We start from the raw sequence: 16,909 nt of genomic DNA on the forward strand, positions 1-16,909 counted from the left end.
ACTTGCGGGGCGGCTACGCCGCGAAGAGATCGCGAGTAACCGACACTATTGCCGAACCAGCGAACCAGCGAACCAGCGAACCACTCGTCCGTCGTAGGTGTAAACGATCCTTACGGTCGGTGCCTAGACTCGCCGGTAGTGGCCCCGGCCGCGATGAGGTGGGCGGTGCGAATGGGTTCCGGCAGTTTGCTGTTGTGACTGAAGCGGTCCAGCACGGCCCGTGCCTGGCCGGGATCGAGGCCGGCGCGCTGAATCCGGAGCCCCCCGGCCGGTTCCATCGGTCCGGCCTTTTCGATCAGGCGCCATTTCCTGCGTCCGCCGGGAACCCTTTCCAGCAGCGCCCGACGGATGCTTTCCATGTCGGGTGGACGGCGGGCGACCACCAGCACCGGCAAGTCGAGCCTGCGGTTGAGCGCATGGATGTCGACCACATTGAACCCCGCCAGGGCGATGCCCTGCAGCAGCACCACGCCGAGGTGGGTCCGGAACCGGCTGTCGTCGATCATGGTCGCGATGCGGTCGGTCGCGTTGATACCGTCGCGGCGGACTTTCGAACTGAGTACGCCTTCGAGCCGGTCGCCCGCGAAGATTGCACCGATGACGGTCACATCGCCTCGATGGCTGCGGGAAAACGGCGCGTCGTCGATGCCGATGGCGTGGCTCAGGTTTCGGCGGGGATGCGCGTCCATCCAGTTACCCGAGAAGTCTTGCGGCTCGCCCTCGGTCGAGCCGGTCATTATCGTCCAGGATCGGGTCGAGACCCGCTTGTTCGACAAAGTCGGCGAGCTGTTCGTGGACTTTTTCGGGCGTCAGAATCGATGACGGGCGATAGTGTTCGACGAAGGCTTCCTGTTCGGGCGTCTCCGCGGCATGGACATTGTGAACGGCGCGCACGTGGTCGATGGCTTTTCGGCCGTCACCGAATCCGGCGTCGACCAGGCACATCGCCGCCACCGTTCCCGTGCGTCCGACACCGGCCAGGCAGTGGATCGCCACGTTGTCACCTTCCGCCAGCAGGGCGGCGATGACCAGGCGGGTGAATTGCCAGCGATCCATCCAGCGATTGCCCGGAATGTCGCCGTCGCGGATGGGCAGGTGGAGCCAGAGCGGAAATCGTTCGCGTAACCGTGCCGGCAGGTCGTCGAGCCCCAGCGTTTCGAGTTCCCGTGATTCCATCAATGTGACCACGGTGGCCGCCGGCCATTTTGCCAGCGCGTCGAGCCCGGAATCCGGCTCGGGCCGACCGAGGAAGGCACCGCTACCGCCCGGGCAGCCGCAAAGGCCCAGTCGGCCATTGTGCAGAGGTATTGGAGTGATGGGGTGCTTGGACAACATGAGGGCAATTTTACGGAACACTGTTGGCTGGTTGGCTTGTTTGCTTGTTATCTGGTTCGGCAACCGGCCGTTTTTGCGGGGCGGCTTCGCCGCGGCAGGATGGCGGGCCGCCGATACTTTGCCGAACCAGCGAACCAGCGAACCAGCGAACCAGCGAACCAGTTAAGCCTTTTATCACCTTTTGAGAAGACCCCGCGACCATAATGACCGCATGTCCCTATTCGATGCCCAACAAGCCCTCGATGCCTGGTTCGCGAACTCGGTGGGTGAGCCCACGGCAGTGCAGCGCTCGGCCTGGCCGGTGTTGCGGGAAGGTCGCAATGCGCTGGTGATTGCCTCGACGGGGCAGGGCAAGAGCCTGGCGGCGTGGCGGCCGCTGGTGGAAGGGTTGGTGAGCCGGCCGGGCCGCGGGGTTCGGGCGCTGCATATTGCGCCGTTGAAGGCGCTGGCGCGGGACATGACGCACAACCTGGCGCCTTTGCTCGGGGCTGTCGTTCCGGTCAGCGGGCATGCACCGAGGATCGGACTGCGCTGCGGCGATACCCCGCGGGCCGAGCGCGACCGGCAGCGACGCAATCCACCCGAGATTCTCTCCACCACGCCGGAATCCCTGTTTGTGCTGCTCGGGAGCCGTGGCGGGCGAGCCTTGCTGCGTACAGTGGAATCGGTGGTGGTCGACGAACTGCATTCCCTGGCGGGCAACAAGCGCGGGGCCCACCTGGCGCTGTCGCTGGCGCGCCTGGACCGGTTGGCGGGGCGGCCCGTCCAGCGAGTCGGGTTGTCGGCCACGGCGCATCCGGCCGAAATCCAGGCCCGTTTCCTGGCCGGGTCGGCCGAGTGCGAGATCGTGGCCCCGGATGCGCCCGGACCGGTGAAGCTGGAAGTCGAACTGCCGGGAATGCCGCTGGGGCCGTATCCCAACAGCGTGCACTGGGAGCAGATCCACGCCCGCATTGCCGAACTGGCGGCGGCCGATCGTTCTCTGCTGGTGTTCTGCCAGACCCGCGCGCGGGTCGAGCGCACCGCCGCGACGCTGGACGAGCTGCTCGAAGCCGCCGGGCAGCCCAAGCAGGTGGGCGCCCACCACGGCAGCCTGGATACGGCGCATCGCGAGGCGATCGAGGCGCGCTTCAAGGCCGGTGAACTGCGTGTGCTGGTTTCGAGCGCCTCGCTGGAACTGGGGCTGGACCTGGGGCACGTGGACCGCGTCTGCCAGATCGGCGTGCCCGGATCGGCCAACCTGGTGCGCCAGCGTGCCGGACGCAGCGGGCATCGCCCGGGCCGGCGGCCGTGCATGCACCTGTTTCCGCTCACGCTCAATCAACTGGTCGAGACGCGGGCACTGGCCGATGTGATCGCCGACGGCGGCGTCGATGCCGTAGAGCCGCTGGAGGCGCCGTTCGATGTACTGGCGCAGCAGTTGGTGGCCCTCGTCGCCAACGGGGTTGGAAAAGTCGACGAATTGCTGGCGGTGGTGCGCTCGGCCTGGCCGTACCGCGGGATTGGAAAGGCGGACCTGGAATCCCTGCTGGCCTCACTGGCCGACCGGCCCGGGTTGATGCCCGACGAGCAGCTCGACCCCCTGCTGATCGCCGACGAGCGCGGCGGCTACCGCGCGCATGCCGAGGCCGACCGCCTGGTACTGACCAATGCCGGCACCATTCCCGAGTGGTTCGAGTACGAGGTGGTGCGCGCCGATACCGGCGATGTGGTGGGCAGGCTCGACGAGGAGGTGGCCTTCGAGTCCTCGCCGGGACAGGTGCTGCAGTTGGGCAATCGTCCCTGGCGGATCCTGCGCGTTCTGACCGGACTGGTGCGAGTGGAGCCGGCCGAGGAAGAGCCGGCCGAGTTGCCGTTCTGGTTCGGGGAGGGGCCCGGTCGCAGCAGCGAGATGGCACAGGCCATGCTGCGCGTGATTGCGGGGCAAGGGCGCTCGCCGCCGCATCCGCAGGCGCTGACGTTGCTGGATGAATCACGCGTGTTGCTCGGGGCCCTGCCGGCGCCGGATCGCATGGTGATCGAGCAGTTTTCCGACCCCGGCGGCGATCGGCATATCGTGCTGCATACCTTCGCCGGGGCGCGCATCAACCGCGCCTGGGGCCTGGCGCTGCGCAAGCGCTTCTGCAGGCAGTTCAACTTCGAGCTGCAGGCCGCGGCCACCGACGACGGCGTGCTGATTTCGCTGGGCGTGACCAGCCAGTTCGATCTGGCGGCGGTGGCGGGTTTCGTAAAGTCGCACAACGTCGCCGACGTGCTCACGCAGGCGATGCTCGACACGCCGCTGTTCGTCACCCGTTTTCGCTGGTGCGCCAACAACGCCCTGGTATTGCTCAAGAACGGCCCGAACGGGCCGCTGCCTTCGCAGCGCCAGCGCAGCCAGGCGGAGAACCTGATCGCCTGCGTGTTTCCCGATCAACTGGCCTGCCTGGAGAACCTGAGCGGCGCGCGGGAAGTACCCGATCATCCCCTGGTGCAGCAGGCGCTTTCCGACTGTCTGGATGACTACATGGACCTAGGTGGACTGCAATGCCTGCTGGCGCGAATCGAGACCGGCGAGATTGCCGTCCACGCGGTCGAGACCTCGCGGCCCTCGCCGCTGGCCGAGGCCCTGATCCACGCGCCGCGCCACAGCTATCTGGACGAGGACGACGCCGAGGAGCGGCGCACACGCAACTTCGAGCGGCCGGCGGCGCGACCCGGCGGGGCGACGCGCAGCCGGTCCGGGCCGCGGCCCCCGGCCGGAAGCGGGGGCAATACGTCGAAGCCGCCGGCGCGCGGTCCGGGCGTGGCACCCGCGGTGGCCTCTGCCGGCGAGCTGGCGTCTCGAACACCCTCCACCACGGCGCTGGAACGGCTGCTGGAACAGGCAGGATTCATGACCCAGCGCGAGGGCGAGTCGGGCCTGGGCCTGGCGCAGCCGGTGCCGGCCGGCGGCTGGACACGTTGGTTCTCGAAGCTCGTGCGCGAGGGCAGGGCGCTGGCGCTGGTCAATCCGGAGAATGGGCAGCGGTTGTGGATTGCCACGTGCCGGCTGGACTGGTTTCTGTCGCTGGACGGGCGCTGGCAGCCGCACCCGCCGCCGGGCGCATTTCCGCAGGATGCATTGCCGAGCGACCGCGGCGCGGTCTGGCAGTGGCTGGTCGAGGCGCGTCGGAAGGTCGAGGGTGAGGCAGCGTTCGAGACGATTGCCGCTCTATTTGAATTGACGGGTGCCAGGGAGGTGGGCCACCGCGCGTCGAAGATTGCGTAGGTCGGCGTTACATCGCCGACGGACGAGGTTAGAGGGCCTCGACACGTGTAGCTGACGTGTGATCTGGTCCGAAATGTCGTCCGTCGGGGACGTGGCCCCGACCTACTTTGTCACGCCGCGGCAAACTCCAAGCGGGTATAGTCGGCACCGATAAATCCTGATCACCGGAGTACCAGAATGCGTTTATTTCTTGCCGTTTTGCTGGCGGCCGCTTCCCTGTCGGTTTCCGCCGCCGAGATCGTCGCCGGGCCGATGCCCGGTCATTCGACCATGCGCCAGGTCAAGGTCTGGGTGCAGACTGACGAACCGGCCGTCGTGCAGCTTCGCTATCGTTCGGACGACAGCGGCGAGTGGCGGACGAGCCCACCCGAGGCCACCGATCCGGAAAAGGCCAACACGGCCACGCTGCGGGCCACCGGGCTGGAACCGGGGCAGACGTATCGCTACGAAATCCTGGTCGAGGACGAGGCGCAGCCGGCCGAACACACACAGCGTTTCGTCACCCAGCCGTTGTGGCAGTGGCGTGAGGACCCGCCCGACTTCCGCTTTGCGCTGGGCTCCTGTGCGTATATCAACCAGACCGAGTACGACCGGCCCGGCGAGCCCTATGGCGGCGATTACCGCATCTTCGATGCCATTGCCGACGCCGAGCCGGCTTTCATGCTCTGGCTGGGCGACAACGCCTACTACCGCGAGGCCGACTGGAACTCGAAGTCGGGCATGTACGCGCGCTTCAGCCACACGCGCGGGCACGATGCCCTGTCGCGGCTGGTGACCGGCACGCATCACTACGCCACCTGGGACGACCACGACTACGGTCCCAACAACTCCGACCGCGGCTACGCCATGCGCGAGACCGCGCTGGAAGTGTTCGAAGCCTTCTGGCCCAACCCGGATTTTTCGGCTGCCGGAACGGGCGGCGTCACCAATTACTTCGAGTGGCACGACGTCGGCTTCTTCCTGCTCGACAACCGCTATTTCCGCCAGGCCAACTACCGCGTCACCGGCGAGCGCACGATCCTGGGTGATGAACAGATCGACTGGCTGATCGATGCGCTCCAGACCAGCAACGCCAGCTTCAAGTTCGTGGTCATGGGCGGGCAGTTCCTCAACTCGGCCGAGAATGGCGAGACCTACATCAACCTTGCCCCCGGCGAACGGCGCGAGCTGCTCGATCGCATCGAGGCCGAGCGCATTCCCGGCGTGGTCTTCCTGACCGGCGACCGGCACCACTCGGTGTTGCTGAAGATGGACCGCTACCGTACCTATCCGCTGCACGAGTGGACGGTATCGCCGCTGACCGCCGGCTCGCACGACCCGGGCGACGAGGCGATGCAGTATGACGTCGACGGCAGCCTCTACACCGAGCGCAATTTCGGCATGATCGAGGTGACCGGGCCGCGCAATGAGCGGGTGGCCACCCTGACCCTGCACGACAGCGACGGCGAGGAAGTCTGGAGGGAGGAAATACGCCAGCAGGATCTGCAGCCGTAGGTCGGGGCCACGTCCCCGACGGACGACATTTCGGACCACACCACGCGTAGCTCATGCGTCTACAGACCCTCCCACGTCGCCCTAAAAACCAGAAATGAACCACGGAAAACACGGAAAACACGGAAAGATCCTGAGCTTCTCTTTTCCGTGTTTTCCGTGAATTCCGTGGTTCCATATTGACGCTCAGGCCGAGCCTCGTTCAGGTTGTCGTTCAGCCTGACTTCAGCCAGGTCGGGGTACAAAGGGCCCGTAGCGGCGAGATGTGCCGCAAGGAGGCAACGACATGAAAACCCTGACGACGCTGGTTCTTTCCGCCCTGTTGACCATCGGTTGCAGCATGACCGGCCAGGTCCAGGCCGAAGACGACTACTTCAGCCAGGCCGAGCTCGATTCGATGCTCGCACCCGTGGCGCTGTACCCCGACAGCGTGCTCTCGCACGTGCTGATCGCGGCGACCTATCCGCTGGAAGTGATCCAGGCGGCCCGCTGGTCGCGCGAGCATCCGGGCTTGCGCGGCGAGGATGCCGTGGCCGCTGTCGAGCGCCGGAATTGGGATCCCAGCGTGAAGGCGCTGGTCGCCTTTCCCGAGCTCCTCGGGCGCATGGACGAGGACCTGGACTGGACCCAGAATCTGGGCGACGCCTTCCTGGTGCAGGAAGAGGACGTGATTGCCTCGATCCAGTACTTGCGCTCGGAGGCCTACTCGCAGGGCCATCTCAAGAGCAACGACCGCGTCAAGGTGGTGCGGGAGAAGGAATACATCTACATCGAGCCGGCGCGCACCCGCGTGGTCTACGTGCCGTACTACGACCCGCGCGTGATCTATTCCAGCTGGCGCTGGTCGAGCCATCCGCCGAGGTATTGGCACCGTCCCAGCGGTTTCAGCGTGAGCATGAACTTCCACTGGGGCCGTCCGTACCACATTCGGCCGAACTTCTACTTCAGTTCCTTCCACTGGGCGCAGCGCCGGGTCGTGGTGGTCAATCACCATCATCACTACTATCGTGACCACGGTTTCCGTTCCGGCCGCGATGTCGCCCGCTTCAAGCAAGCGCGTCACTGGAAGCACGATCCCACGCACCGTCGCGGCGTGAGCTATCGCGGCCGGGTTGAGAAGGCTCGTTTCGTCGATAGCAATCGCCCGGTCTCGGCGCGCCAGAATGCGAGCGTGTCACGCTCGGCGGCGCGTTCCGATCGGCGTGAATGGGCGGCAGAGCGCCGATCCGGCATGAAGTTCGATCGCCAGGCTCAGTCGCGTTCGAGCGCCACTTCACGATCGGATCGTGTTTCCGAATCGCGCAGTCAGAACCGGAGCGGATCTCGTGCCGCGTCCCGCGGCAAGACCGAGGAGCGCCTGGCCGGCCGCCGTTCCGATCGTGCAACGCTCAGCAGCGGGCGTGATCGTTCGGTCACGGGCCGGGCACCTGCCCGCAAGGACTCGAGCAGCAGCCGGGCATCCGACTCGACGCGATCGTCGGCAAGTCGGGCGAGCCGCACCGCCGAGTCGCTGCGCAGCAGCTCGAGGTCGTCGGGTTCGACGAGCAGCCGGTCGCGCAGCACTGAGCGCTCGTCCGGCCTGTCCAGCAGCCGATCGTCGGGACGTTCCGCTTCCGGGCGAACGAGCCGGTCGGACAAGTCGGACAAGAAGCGCTCGTCCGTGTCGATTCCGCGTGATCTGACCGTCCGCTCCAGCAAGGGACGGGATCGCAGCTCGGCACCGTCGCGAAGCACCCGTTCCCCGGCGCCGTCACGCGGGGCCAGCATCGGGCGCAGTTCGGCTCCGAGCCGGGAGTCGGCACCGAGTCGAAGCCGCTCGAGCAGCCGTAGTTCGGCCTCGTCGCGCTCGACGCCAAGCGTTCGATCGTCCGCGCCCAGTCGCAGCTCGAAAGCCTCGGCGCCGAGTCGCGACAGCCGGTCTTCGGCTCCGAGCCGATCCTCGAAGTCTTCGGCGCCCTCGCGCAGCAGCCGCAGTGCGAGTTCGCGCTCATCGCGCAGTGCGACCCAGAGCCGATCGCGCGGCGGTGATTCGCGGCGCGGCGGGCGTGGCGACGGTGATGAAGAACGGCGGTAGGATCCTTTGGTTTCCGGTTTCCGGTTTCCGGTTTCCGGTTTCCGGTTTCCGGTTTCCGGCGGCATCGTCCGGGCGTTGCTGGGCGGCTTCGCCGCGTTGGTGGATCGAAGGCAACGCCGACCTACAATCTTGTCCGTAACCCGTAACCCGTAACCCGTAACCCGTAACCCGTAACCCGTAAAACGTCGCGGCAGCGGCCAGCCCTTACGTCTTGAGCCGGTGGCCGGTCCTTACGATCCAGGAAACGATGCCCAGGCATATGACGATAAAGCCGATAAGCGAGGCCAGGCTGACCCAGACGCTGACGTCGCCGCTGCCGAAGAAGAAGTAGCGAAAGCCCGAGACGATATAGATGATGGGGTTGAACAGGCTGATCGTCTGCCAGATTTCCGGCAGCATGTCGATGGAATAGAACACCCCGCCCAGGAAGGTCAGCGGCGTGACCACCAGCATGGGGATGAACTGCAACGCCTCGAAGCCCTCGGCCCAGATGCCGATGATGAAGCCGGCCAGGCTGAAGGCAAACGCCACCATCACCAGATAGGCCAGCATCCACACCGGCTGACCGATATGTAGGTCGACGAACAGCTGGGCCGTGGCCAGGATGATCAGGCCCAGCAGCACCGACTTGGTGGCGGCCGCACCGACATAGGCCAGGACCAGCTCCGTGGTTGATACGGGGGCGGAGAGAATTTCGTAGATGGTGCCGGAAAAGCGCGGCATGTAGATGCCGAACGAGGCGTTGTTGAGACTCTGCGTGAACACGGTCAGCAGGATCAGCCCCGGCACAATGAAGGCGCCGTAATTGACCTGGTCGATGTCGCCGATCCTCGAGCCGATGGCCGAGCCGAAGACGATGAAGTAAAGCACCGTAGTCAGTATGGGCGTGGCCAGGCTCTGCCAGAGCGTGCGCTTGAAGCGCGCCATCTCGAACTTGTAGATGGCCCAGGTGCCGCGCAGGTTGAGCATCGGCGCAGTCATCCCGCTTCCTCATGCACATCATCATCTTCGTGAACGAGATCGACGAAGATTTCCTCCAGCGTGCTCTGGCGTGTATTCAGGTTGGTGAATTCGATGCCTTCGGCCTGCAGGCGCTTGAGCAGGACGGGTACGCAGCTGTGTTCCTCGTCGGCGGCGAAACTGTAGTCGAGCCGCCGGCCGCGGTCGGCGAGGGTCAGCGTCCAGTCGTTCAGTGAGGCGGGCAGTTCGCTCATGGGATGCTCGAGATGCAGGCTCAGGTGCTTGCGGCCGAGTTTCTTCATCAGCGAGTCGGTTTCCTCGACCAGGATGATTTCCCCACGGCGGATGACGCCGACGCGGTCGGCCATGCGTTCGGCTTCCTCGATGTAGTGGGTGGTGAGCACGATGGTCACACCGGTACCGCGCAGTTTCTCGATCATCCGCCACATGTCGCGCCGCAGTTCCACGTCGACTCCGGCGGTGGGTTCGTCGAGGAACAGCAGTTTCGGCTCGTGGGCCAGGGCCTTGGCGATGAGCACGCGCCGCTTCATGCCGCCCGAGAGCGTCATGATGGGGCTGTCGCGCTTGTCCCACAGCGACAGGTCGCGCAGCACGCGTTCGATGTGGTCCGGATCGGGGGCGAGCCCGAACAGGCCGCGGCTGAAGCTGACCGTGTCGTGCACGGTCTCGAACATGTCGGTGAAGAGCTCCTGCGGCACCAGGCCGGTGTGGCGCCGGGTCCAGCGAAATTCCCGGACCGTGTCCCGGCCGTCGACGGTGACGTGTCCCGAGGTGGGCGTGACGATACCGCAGACGATATTGATCAACGTGGTCTTGCCGGCACCGTTGGGGCCGAGCAGGGCGAAGATCTCGCCCCGCTCGATATCCAGGTCCACCGACTTGAGCGCGTGCAGTCCGCCCGCGTAGCGTTTGTCGAGATTTTCGATGCTCAGCAGTGCGGTCATGTCGTGATCGATTCGATGAATATCACTCCGCTCGGCAATCGAAGCCTTCGGGCCGGCTGAGGCGAGTTATATCGATGTCGCCAGTGCCGTAGCCGGGCATGTCGTAGCTGAAAGTGCCGTTGGCACAGTCGTCGAAGCGCAGGGTCAGTGTGCCGAAGTTCGTGAATTCCGACTCCGGTGGGCTCTGGAAGCCCGTACCTCCCTCGTCCCCGGGGTTGCTCAGCAGATCGACGGTGACCTCGCTGTCGCCCCAGTTGAACGATGACTGGCCGAGCAGCCAGAACTGGCGCTGCTCCTCGAAGTTGTACCAGTAGACCAGGGCGATTGGACCCTCGCCGCCGACCCTGTTGGCGATTTCGACGTTGAAGCCGACGCCGTCGTTGGCGGGATCGAACCAGGAGCCGCTGTGGTCGGCCATCAAGGGGAAGCCGTCGGTGCGAACCGCGCGCTCGATGACGGGCGGATTGAAGGGCCACTGGTGGAGTGCGCTCCCCTGGGCATTGATGGCATTGAGCGCGCCGATGGCCTCGACCGTCTCCATGCCGATAACGACCTCGCCGAAGACCGCGTAGCCGGCCGATTCATTGTCCGGGTCGAGGTCAGAGTTGTCTTCCAGGTTGATGAAGAACTGCGAGGTGGCCGAGTCAGGCTCGGACGTGCGCGCCATCGCGATCGTGCCGGGGAGATTGCTCAGGCCGTTGTCGGCCTCGTTGACGATCGGCTCGTACGTGGGATCGCGTCGTTGGCGGTTTGAATCGAAGCCGCCGCCCTGTATGACGAATTCTTCGGCGATACGGTGGAAGACCAGTCCGTCGTAGAAGCCGTCGTCGACGTAGCGCAGGAAATTCTCGACGGTGACCGGTGCGGCTGCTTCGTCGAGTTCGAGGATGATGGGGCCCATGTCGGTGTCCAGCCACACGTGGGGGTTCTGGGCCTGCGCAGGGAGGGAGCAGGTGGCCAGCAGAATCAGGATCGCGATTTGTCTCATGATACTCATCGGTCGGTCGGGAAAGCCCGAATTCTACGCCAGCGTCGGGGTGCGGTGTCGACAACGCACCAAAGTACAGGTGACTTCGTCGGGCGGATTTGGTTACCCTTTGGGGCTGGATTTCCACCGGATTGCACCTAAACGTCATGACCGAACCACTCTGGCGGCCTTCGGCCGAGCGTCGCTCCCGCGCCAACCTGTCGCGGTTCATCCAGCTGATCAATCAGCAGCTCGACCCGCACGTGCACGACTGGGAAACGCTTTACCGGTGGTCCGTGGACAACCCGCAGGACTTCTGGAAGGCGATGTGGGAGTTCGGCGACGTTGTCGCCGAGACCCGTGGCCACGACGCGGTCGAGAACTGGCCGGCGATGCCGGGAACGCGCTGGTTCCCGCAGGCGCGGCTGAATTTTGCCGAGAACCTGCTCAGGCATCGTGACGACCGAGCCGCGTTGGTGTTTGCCAACGAGGACGGCGTACATCGGCATATCAGCTACGCCGAGCTCCATGCCGAGGTGGCGCGCGTGGCTGCCGCCTTGCGCGAAATGGGCGTGGAAGAGGGCGATCGCGTGGCGGCCTACCTGCCTAACCTGCCCGAGACGGTCATCGCCATGCTGGCAGCAACTTCCATCGGCGCTGTGTTTTCGTCCTGCTCGCCCGATTTCGGGGTGCAGGGCGTGATGGACCGCTTCGGCCAGATCGAGCCGAAAGTGCTGTTTGTCGCCGCTGCCTACAAGTACAACGGCAAGGTGTTCGATTGCCTGGGCCGGGTGGCCGAGCTTGCCGAAAAGATGCCCTCCATCGAGCGCATCGTGGTAACCGGCTACATGAACGACAATCCCGACCTGTCCGGCCTCGAGCGGGCCGTGACGTGGGACGAGTTTGCCGACAACGGTGCCGAAGAGATCGAATTCGCACAGCTGCCATTCGATCACCCGGTCTACATTCTCTACTCCTCGGGCACCACCGGCGTGCCCAAGTGCATCGTCCACGGGGCCGGCGGCACACTCCTGCAGCACCTCAAGGAACTGCAGCTGCACACCGATCTGCGGCGCGACGACAGGCTGTTCTACTTCACCACCTGCGGCTGGATGATGTGGAACTGGCTGGTCTCCGGCCTGGCCGTGGGCTCGACCGTGGTGCTCTACGACGGCTCGCCCTTTCATCCGAGCGGCAATGTGCTCTGGGATTTGGTCGACGAGGTCGGCATCTCGGTGCTGGGAACCAGCGCGAAGTGGATCGCCGCCTGCGAGAAGGCCGGCGTCAAGCCGCGTGAGTCGCACCGGCTGGAGAACCTCAAGGCGATCCTTTCAACCGGCTCGCCGCTGCTGCCGGAGTCCTTCGACTACGTCTACCGCGACGTGGCCGACGATGTTCAGCTCAGCTCGATCTCGGGCGGCACCGATATCGTTTCCTGCTTCGCGCTCGGCAACCCGCTGCTGCCGGTCTACCGCGGTGAATTGCAGTGCCGCGGGCTGGGCATGAAGGTCGAGATTCGCGCCGACGACGGGCGCGTGGTCGAAGACGAGACGGGCGAGCTTACCTGCTCGATGCCGTTCCCGTGCATGCCGGTGAAGTTCTGGAACGATCCCGACGGCAAGCGTTACCACAAGGCCTACTTCGAGAAATTCGAGGGTGTGTGGTCACACGGCGATTACGCTCGCCTGACGCCGCGCGGTGGGGTGGTGATCTATGGTCGTTCGGATGCCACGCTCAATCCGGGCGGTGTTCGCATCGGCACCGCCGAGATCTACCGTCAGGTCGAGAAGCTCGACGAGATCCTCGAATCGATCTGCGTCGGCCAGGACTGGGAAGGGGATGTGCGTGTGGTGTTGTTTGTCCGGCTCCGCGAGGGTGTCGAACTCGACGACGAGCTTCGCGACCGTATCAGAAAGACCGTGCGCGCCAACGCCACCCCGCGCCACGTGCCGGCAAAAATCATCGCCGTGCCCGATATTCCGCGCACGGTCTCCGGCAAGATCGTCGAACTGGCCGTGCGCGACGTCATCCACGGGCGCGAGGTCAAGAACACCTCGGCGCTGGCCAACCCCGAGGCACTGGAGCACTACCGCGACCTGGAGGAGCTGAAATCATGATTGGTGGTTGAGTCAGGGCGGGCGAAATCTTTATAACGCTAAGCCGCGAAGCAGCGAAGAACGCGAAGAAAACCTGAAAAGACAAAATCTGAAACCACGGAAAACACGTAAGCCACGGAAGAAAACATTCTTTGTCTTCAAGTTTCCGTGTATTCAGTGCATCCCGTGGTTGCATTGTTTTTGCTTTTTTTCTTTTGTACTTTCTTTGCGTTCTTTGCTGCTTCGCGGCTTTGCGTTTTAAAGATTTTGAATTACAAGGCCCTGAAGCTGTTCCTACGTCAGCTGCCAGAGGAAGCGCTCGAAGATGGATTTGAGTTCGGGCAGGGCGGACTCGAGGCGGTGGTCGCTGTCGAGCAGGTGCAGGCTGGCCCTGGATGCTTCGGCATAGCGCAGGCTGTTTTCCCAGGGGATGATGTCGTCGTGCCAGCCGTGAACGATGGTGATGCGGTCGCAGTGGGGCTCGTAGCTTTCGGGTACGACGCCGTCGGGGACGCGGTCTTCCAGGAACAGGGCGGGCGCCATCAGGAACAGCCCGGCTACGGGTAGTGTCTCGGCGGCGCGGATGGAGACCCAGCCGCCCAGCGACGAGCCGACCAGGATGGGTTTTTCACGCTGCTGGCGGATCGTTTGGACAAGCCTGTCGGCCCGTGCGACGGGATCGTCCTGCAGGTCGCGGTAATCGATGGCCAGGGTATCGAAACCGGTTTCCTTCGCCACGGGTTCGAGTTCGATGATCTTCAGGCTCTGCGGGCTCGAGAGGTGGCCGTGGCTGAAGATGACCGTACGCGTTGGTTCGTTCATTCGTTGTTTTGTTCTTTCGTTCGGTCCGGGATTGTTGCATTGCCGAGGTGTGCTGCCAAGGGGTGGTCGAGTGGTGCGAGCTTCGACCATAAAAAGCGTTAACCGCAAAGACGCGAAGAACGCAAAGGCGAGATAAAGAAAGTAACAAGGAAAATACGGAGAATACGGAAAACCGATTTCTTTCTTTTCTTTAACTTGGCGCTCTTTGCGTCTTTGCGGTTCAAGGGTTTTCTTCGAGGCTACGGAATCCGGGCGTTTGGCTTAGAATCAACACATGATCGAGGGAATCCTGATTGCTATTGTTCTCGTCCTGCTGGTCTGGGGCGTTGTCATCTTCAATCGCCTGGTGCGTGCGCGGAACCTGGTGCGTAACGGCTTTGCCGATATCGACGTGCAACTGCAAAGGCGCCATGACCTGGTGCCCCAGTTGGTCGAGACGGTAAAAGCCTACAGCGGGCACGAGCAGCATGTGCTCCAGGAAGTAACCGCGCTGCGTTCGCGTGCGCAGGAGGCCGAGGGCAAAAAGCAGGCGCAGGCGATGGCGGGAGCGGAGGTAGCACTGGCTGCCGGGCTCGGGCGTCTCCTCCTGCTGGCCGAGGACTATCCCGAGCTCAAGGCGACCGAAAATTTCCAGCAGCTGACCGACGAACTGGTGGAAACCGAGGACCTGCTTTCGCACGCACGACGTTTCTACAATGGTGCGGTTCGCGATCTCAATACCCGCATCCAGCAATTTCCCGACTTGCTTATCGCGCGGCTGACCGGTTTCGAAGAGGCGACATTCTTCAGTGCGGAGATCGAGGCACGGTCGGCGCCGCGGGTCGCGGGATTGCTGGGTACTCGAAACAAGGACTGAGGGACCATCCGATGAAGCGGATCCTTTGTGCGCTCCTCCTGTTGCCGCTGACGGCGGTGTCCGAGGAGCGAATCGTCGAGTTCGCCAGCGAGATCGAGGTGAAACCATCGCGCGAGCTGGCGGTGACAGAAAACATCACGATAGTCGCCGAGGGCCGCGATATCCGCCGCGGCATCTACCGCGACTTCCCCACACGCTACGAGGATCGCAACGGCAAGCGTGTGACCGTCCCCTTCGATGTGGTGAGCGTGCGCCGCAATGGCCAGCGCGAGGACTGGCATACCGAGTCGATCAGCAACGGCGTGCGTTTGTATTTTGGCAGTGCCAAGCGGATGCTCGATCATGGTGAGCATCGTTATGAACTGACCTACCGCACCGAACGCCAGATCGGATTCTTCGAGGACTTCGACGAACTCTACTGGAACGTCACCGGCCATGCCTGGGACTTTCCCATCGAGCGGGCCACCGTGGTTGTGAACCTGCCCTCCGGCGCTGCGCCGGACGAGCTGAGACTGGATGCCTATACCGGCCGTCAGGGCGAGCAGGGAGATGAGGCGGTCGGTGAGGTGGTCAGCGGAAGCCGGGTACGTTTCGAGACGACTCGGCGTCTCGCCCCGCGCGAGGGCCTGACCATTTCCGTCGGTTTTCCCAAGGGCCTGGTGCGTGAGCCCACGGCCGCGGAAGAACTCGAGATGGACCTGCAGGATCATCGCCTGGCGGTCATTGGCGCGCTCGGCACTCTGATCGCCGTGTTGTGGTACCTGTTTGCCTGGACACGGGTAGGACGCGATCCCGAAGGTGGGGCGATCTACCCGCGCTATGACCCGCCTGAGGGCTATTCGCCTGGAATGTTGCGCTACGTCTGGAAAATGGGCTACGACAGGACCTGCCTGGCTGCCGCGCTGGTCAGCCTGGCGGTTAAGGGCGCGATCAGGCTCGACAAGAAGGACGACGACTACGTGGCCGAGCGGCTCGACGGCGAGACCGAATCCGCCACCGAGCGCAAGCTGCTCGGCAAGCTGCTGGATCAAGAAGGGGAGAAGATTACATTCAAGCAGAGCAACCACGCCGAGATCAGAGCCGCCTTGAAGGCGCACGAGAAGGCCCTTTCGGGCCGCATGGAGGGGCGCTATTTCCAGCTCAATCGCTGGTGGGTGATCCCCGGCATCCTGATCTCGGTGGCCACACTGGTGGCGATGGTGCTCAGTCTGCCCGGGGAGGACAAGTTCGTCGCCGGGTTCCTCGCACTGCACCAGACGATCTGGAACATCGGCACAGCGGTGCTGATGATGCGTGTCTACCGGACCTGGCGTGACCTCAAGGACGTGACCGGGGTGATTGGCGCGATACTGCTTACGGCTTTCAGCCTGCCGTTCCTGATCGCCAGCATCGTGGTGCTGGGAATCTTCGGCCAGATGATCGGATGGCTGCCGGCCCTGATCGTGGTCATCATCGGGATCGTCAACGGCCTGTTCTGGAGCTGGATGCGCGCACCGACGATGCGTGGACGCCAGCTGCTGGACGAGGTCGAGGGCCTGCGACTGTACTTGACCGTGGCCGAGCGCGAGGATATCGAACGCCGCCACGGCGATGCGCCTCCGCAAACCTTCGAGGAATTCGAGCGGCTTCTGCCCTATGCCGTGGCCCTGGATGCGGCCGATACCTGGGCCGAACGGTTCGCCTCCGAAATCGAGGCGGCCGCACAGGCCGGCACGGCGCAGTCGCGCTCCTGGTACCCGGCGACTCTCAGCGACGGGCGCTTCACTGCCGCTGGCCTCGGTACGGCCCTGGGCTCGAGCCTGGCCAGCGCCACCGCGTCGGCTTCGACCGCGCCAGGGTCGAGCTCCGGCGGCGGGGGAGGTGGATTCTCCGGCGGCGGAGGCGGCGGTGGCGGAGGTGGGGGCTGGTAGATCCCCTGTTTGTTGGAACCACGGAAGGCACGGAATCCACGGAAGAACCAAAAAATGCAAGAATGACGGATCACGGGTCAGCTTTGGCGGTGCCTTCAGAGTGTGTGAGTTCTCATCGTGTAGTCAGAGCATTATTTTGGAACCTTGCTCAAGCCCAGCTCACTCTCTCGGGCTTTCCAGGTT

General features: G+C 64.1%; 12 protein-coding genes. 6 read left to right on the forward strand and 6 right to left on the reverse strand.

What is annotated here, in order from left to right; translation table 11 throughout:
* Positions 1-110: 110 nt before the first annotated feature.
* Entirely contained in the window at positions 111-689 is a 579-nt protein-coding gene (locus DZK26_RS02500; RefSeq protein ID WP_116897958.1) for a DUF99 family protein, read from the reverse strand.
* 4 nt (positions 690-693) lie between these two features.
* Positions 694-1,335, reverse strand: a complete 642-nt coding sequence (locus DZK26_RS02505) for a dual specificity protein phosphatase family protein (RefSeq protein WP_116897959.1) — start codon at positions 1,333-1,335, stop codon at positions 694-696.
* Positions 1,336-1,546: 211 nt separating this feature from the next.
* Here DZK26_RS02505 and DZK26_RS02510 point away from each other — a divergent pair, with 211 nt between their 5' ends.
* The 3 genes from DZK26_RS02510 to DZK26_RS02520 all read left to right on the forward strand — a co-directional run bounded on the left by DZK26_RS02510 (position 1,547) and on the right by DZK26_RS02520 (position 8,150).
* Positions 1,547-4,585, forward strand: coding sequence for a DEAD/DEAH box helicase (locus DZK26_RS02510; RefSeq protein WP_116897960.1), 3,039 nt, complete (start codon positions 1,547-1,549; stop codon positions 4,583-4,585).
* A gap of 177 nt (positions 4,586-4,762) precedes the next feature.
* The gene (locus DZK26_RS02515) at positions 4,763-6,079 is read left to right on the forward strand and encodes an alkaline phosphatase (RefSeq protein WP_116897961.1); all 1,317 of its coding nucleotides are present in this window, start codon (positions 4,763-4,765) and stop codon (positions 6,077-6,079) included.
* Between the two features lie 283 nt (positions 6,080-6,362).
* On the forward strand, positions 6,363-8,150 hold the full coding sequence (locus tag DZK26_RS02520; RefSeq protein WP_116897962.1) for a DUF3300 domain-containing protein: 1,788 nt from the start codon (positions 6,363-6,365) through the stop codon (positions 8,148-8,150).
* Positions 8,151-8,354: 204 nt separating this feature from the next.
* Here the strand turns inward: DZK26_RS02520 and DZK26_RS02525 are convergent, their stop codons facing one another.
* From DZK26_RS02525 to DZK26_RS02535, 3 genes are read right to left on the reverse strand one after another with little or no spacing between them, the layout of a single operon-like run.
* Positions 8,355-9,131 carry an ABC transporter permease gene (locus DZK26_RS02525; RefSeq protein WP_258870852.1) on the reverse strand — a complete coding sequence of 259 codons (777 nt, stop codon included), beginning with the start codon at positions 9,129-9,131 and terminating at the stop codon, positions 8,355-8,357.
* Positions 9,128-10,075, reverse strand: a complete 948-nt coding sequence (locus DZK26_RS02530; RefSeq protein WP_116897963.1) for an ABC transporter ATP-binding protein — start codon at positions 10,073-10,075, stop codon at positions 9,128-9,130. Before DZK26_RS02530 ends, DZK26_RS02525 begins: the two co-directional genes overlap by 4 nt.
* Positions 10,076-10,097: 22 nt before the next feature.
* Positions 10,098-11,063 (reverse strand): peptidylprolyl isomerase, encoded by a 966-nt coding sequence (locus DZK26_RS02535; RefSeq protein ID WP_220337110.1) that lies wholly within the window; start codon positions 11,061-11,063, stop codon positions 10,098-10,100.
* A gap of 146 nt (positions 11,064-11,209) precedes the next feature.
* On the opposite strand from DZK26_RS02535, the gene DZK26_RS02540 reads away from it, so the two are divergent.
* Positions 11,210-13,159: an acetoacetate--CoA ligase gene (locus DZK26_RS02540; protein WP_116897965.1), complete on the forward strand. Its 1,950-nt coding sequence runs from the start codon at positions 11,210-11,212 to the stop codon at positions 13,157-13,159.
* Between the two features lie 273 nt (positions 13,160-13,432).
* On the opposite strand, the gene DZK26_RS02545 is transcribed toward DZK26_RS02540, so the two are convergent.
* Positions 13,433-13,960 carry an alpha/beta hydrolase gene (locus DZK26_RS02545; RefSeq protein WP_181918361.1) on the reverse strand — a complete coding sequence of 176 codons (528 nt, stop codon included), beginning with the start codon at positions 13,958-13,960 and terminating at the stop codon, positions 13,433-13,435.
* A 274-nt stretch (positions 13,961-14,234) separates the two neighbouring features.
* On the opposite strand from DZK26_RS02545, the gene DZK26_RS02550 reads away from it, so the two are divergent.
* Both DZK26_RS02550 and DZK26_RS02555 read left to right on the forward strand, forming a co-directional pair.
* Positions 14,235-14,816, forward strand: a complete 582-nt coding sequence (locus DZK26_RS02550; RefSeq protein WP_116897967.1) for a LemA family protein — start codon at positions 14,235-14,237, stop codon at positions 14,814-14,816.
* Between the two features lie 11 nt (positions 14,817-14,827).
* Positions 14,828-16,726, forward strand: a complete 1,899-nt coding sequence (locus DZK26_RS02555) for a DUF2207 domain-containing protein (protein WP_116897968.1) — start codon at positions 14,828-14,830, stop codon at positions 16,724-16,726.
* Positions 16,727-16,909 lie beyond the last annotated feature (183 nt).

This window comes from Wenzhouxiangella sp. 15190, assembly GCF_003417465.1.
In the GTDB taxonomy this organism is placed as follows: domain Bacteria; phylum Pseudomonadota; class Gammaproteobacteria; order Xanthomonadales; family Wenzhouxiangellaceae; genus Wenzhouxiangella.

Excerpts from the sequence above, each read along its gene's own strand:
- DZK26_RS02540 (WP_116897965.1), top strand. The coding sequence starts at position 11,210 with ATGACCGAACCACTCTGGCGGCCTTCGGCCGAGCGTCGCTCCCGCGCC.
- DZK26_RS02505 (WP_116897959.1), bottom strand. The coding sequence starts at position 1,335 with ATGTTGTCCAAGCACCCCATCACTCCAATACCTCTGCACAATGGCCGA.
- DZK26_RS02520 (WP_116897962.1), top strand. The coding sequence starts at position 6,363 with ATGAAAACCCTGACGACGCTGGTTCTTTCCGCCCTGTTGACCATCGGT.
- DZK26_RS02555 (WP_116897968.1), top strand. The coding sequence starts at position 14,828 with ATGAAGCGGATCCTTTGTGCGCTCCTCCTGTTGCCGCTGACGGCGGTG.
- DZK26_RS02510 (WP_116897960.1), top strand. The coding sequence starts at position 1,547 with ATGTCCCTATTCGATGCCCAACAAGCCCTCGATGCCTGGTTCGCGAAC.
- DZK26_RS02500 (WP_116897958.1), bottom strand. The coding sequence starts at position 689 with ATGGACGCGCATCCCCGCCGAAACCTGAGCCACGCCATCGGCATCGAC.
- DZK26_RS02535 (WP_220337110.1), bottom strand. The coding sequence starts at position 11,063 with ATGAGACAAATCGCGATCCTGATTCTGCTGGCCACCTGCTCCCTCCCT.
- DZK26_RS02550 (WP_116897967.1), top strand. The coding sequence starts at position 14,235 with ATGATCGAGGGAATCCTGATTGCTATTGTTCTCGTCCTGCTGGTCTGG.
- DZK26_RS02515 (WP_116897961.1), top strand. The coding sequence starts at position 4,763 with ATGCGTTTATTTCTTGCCGTTTTGCTGGCGGCCGCTTCCCTGTCGGTT.
- DZK26_RS02545 (WP_181918361.1), bottom strand. The coding sequence starts at position 13,960 with ATGAACGAACCAACGCGTACGGTCATCTTCAGCCACGGCCACCTCTCG.
- DZK26_RS02525 (WP_258870852.1), bottom strand. The coding sequence starts at position 9,131 with ATGACTGCGCCGATGCTCAACCTGCGCGGCACCTGGGCCATCTACAAG.
- DZK26_RS02530 (WP_116897963.1), bottom strand. The coding sequence starts at position 10,075 with ATGACCGCACTGCTGAGCATCGAAAATCTCGACAAACGCTACGCGGGC.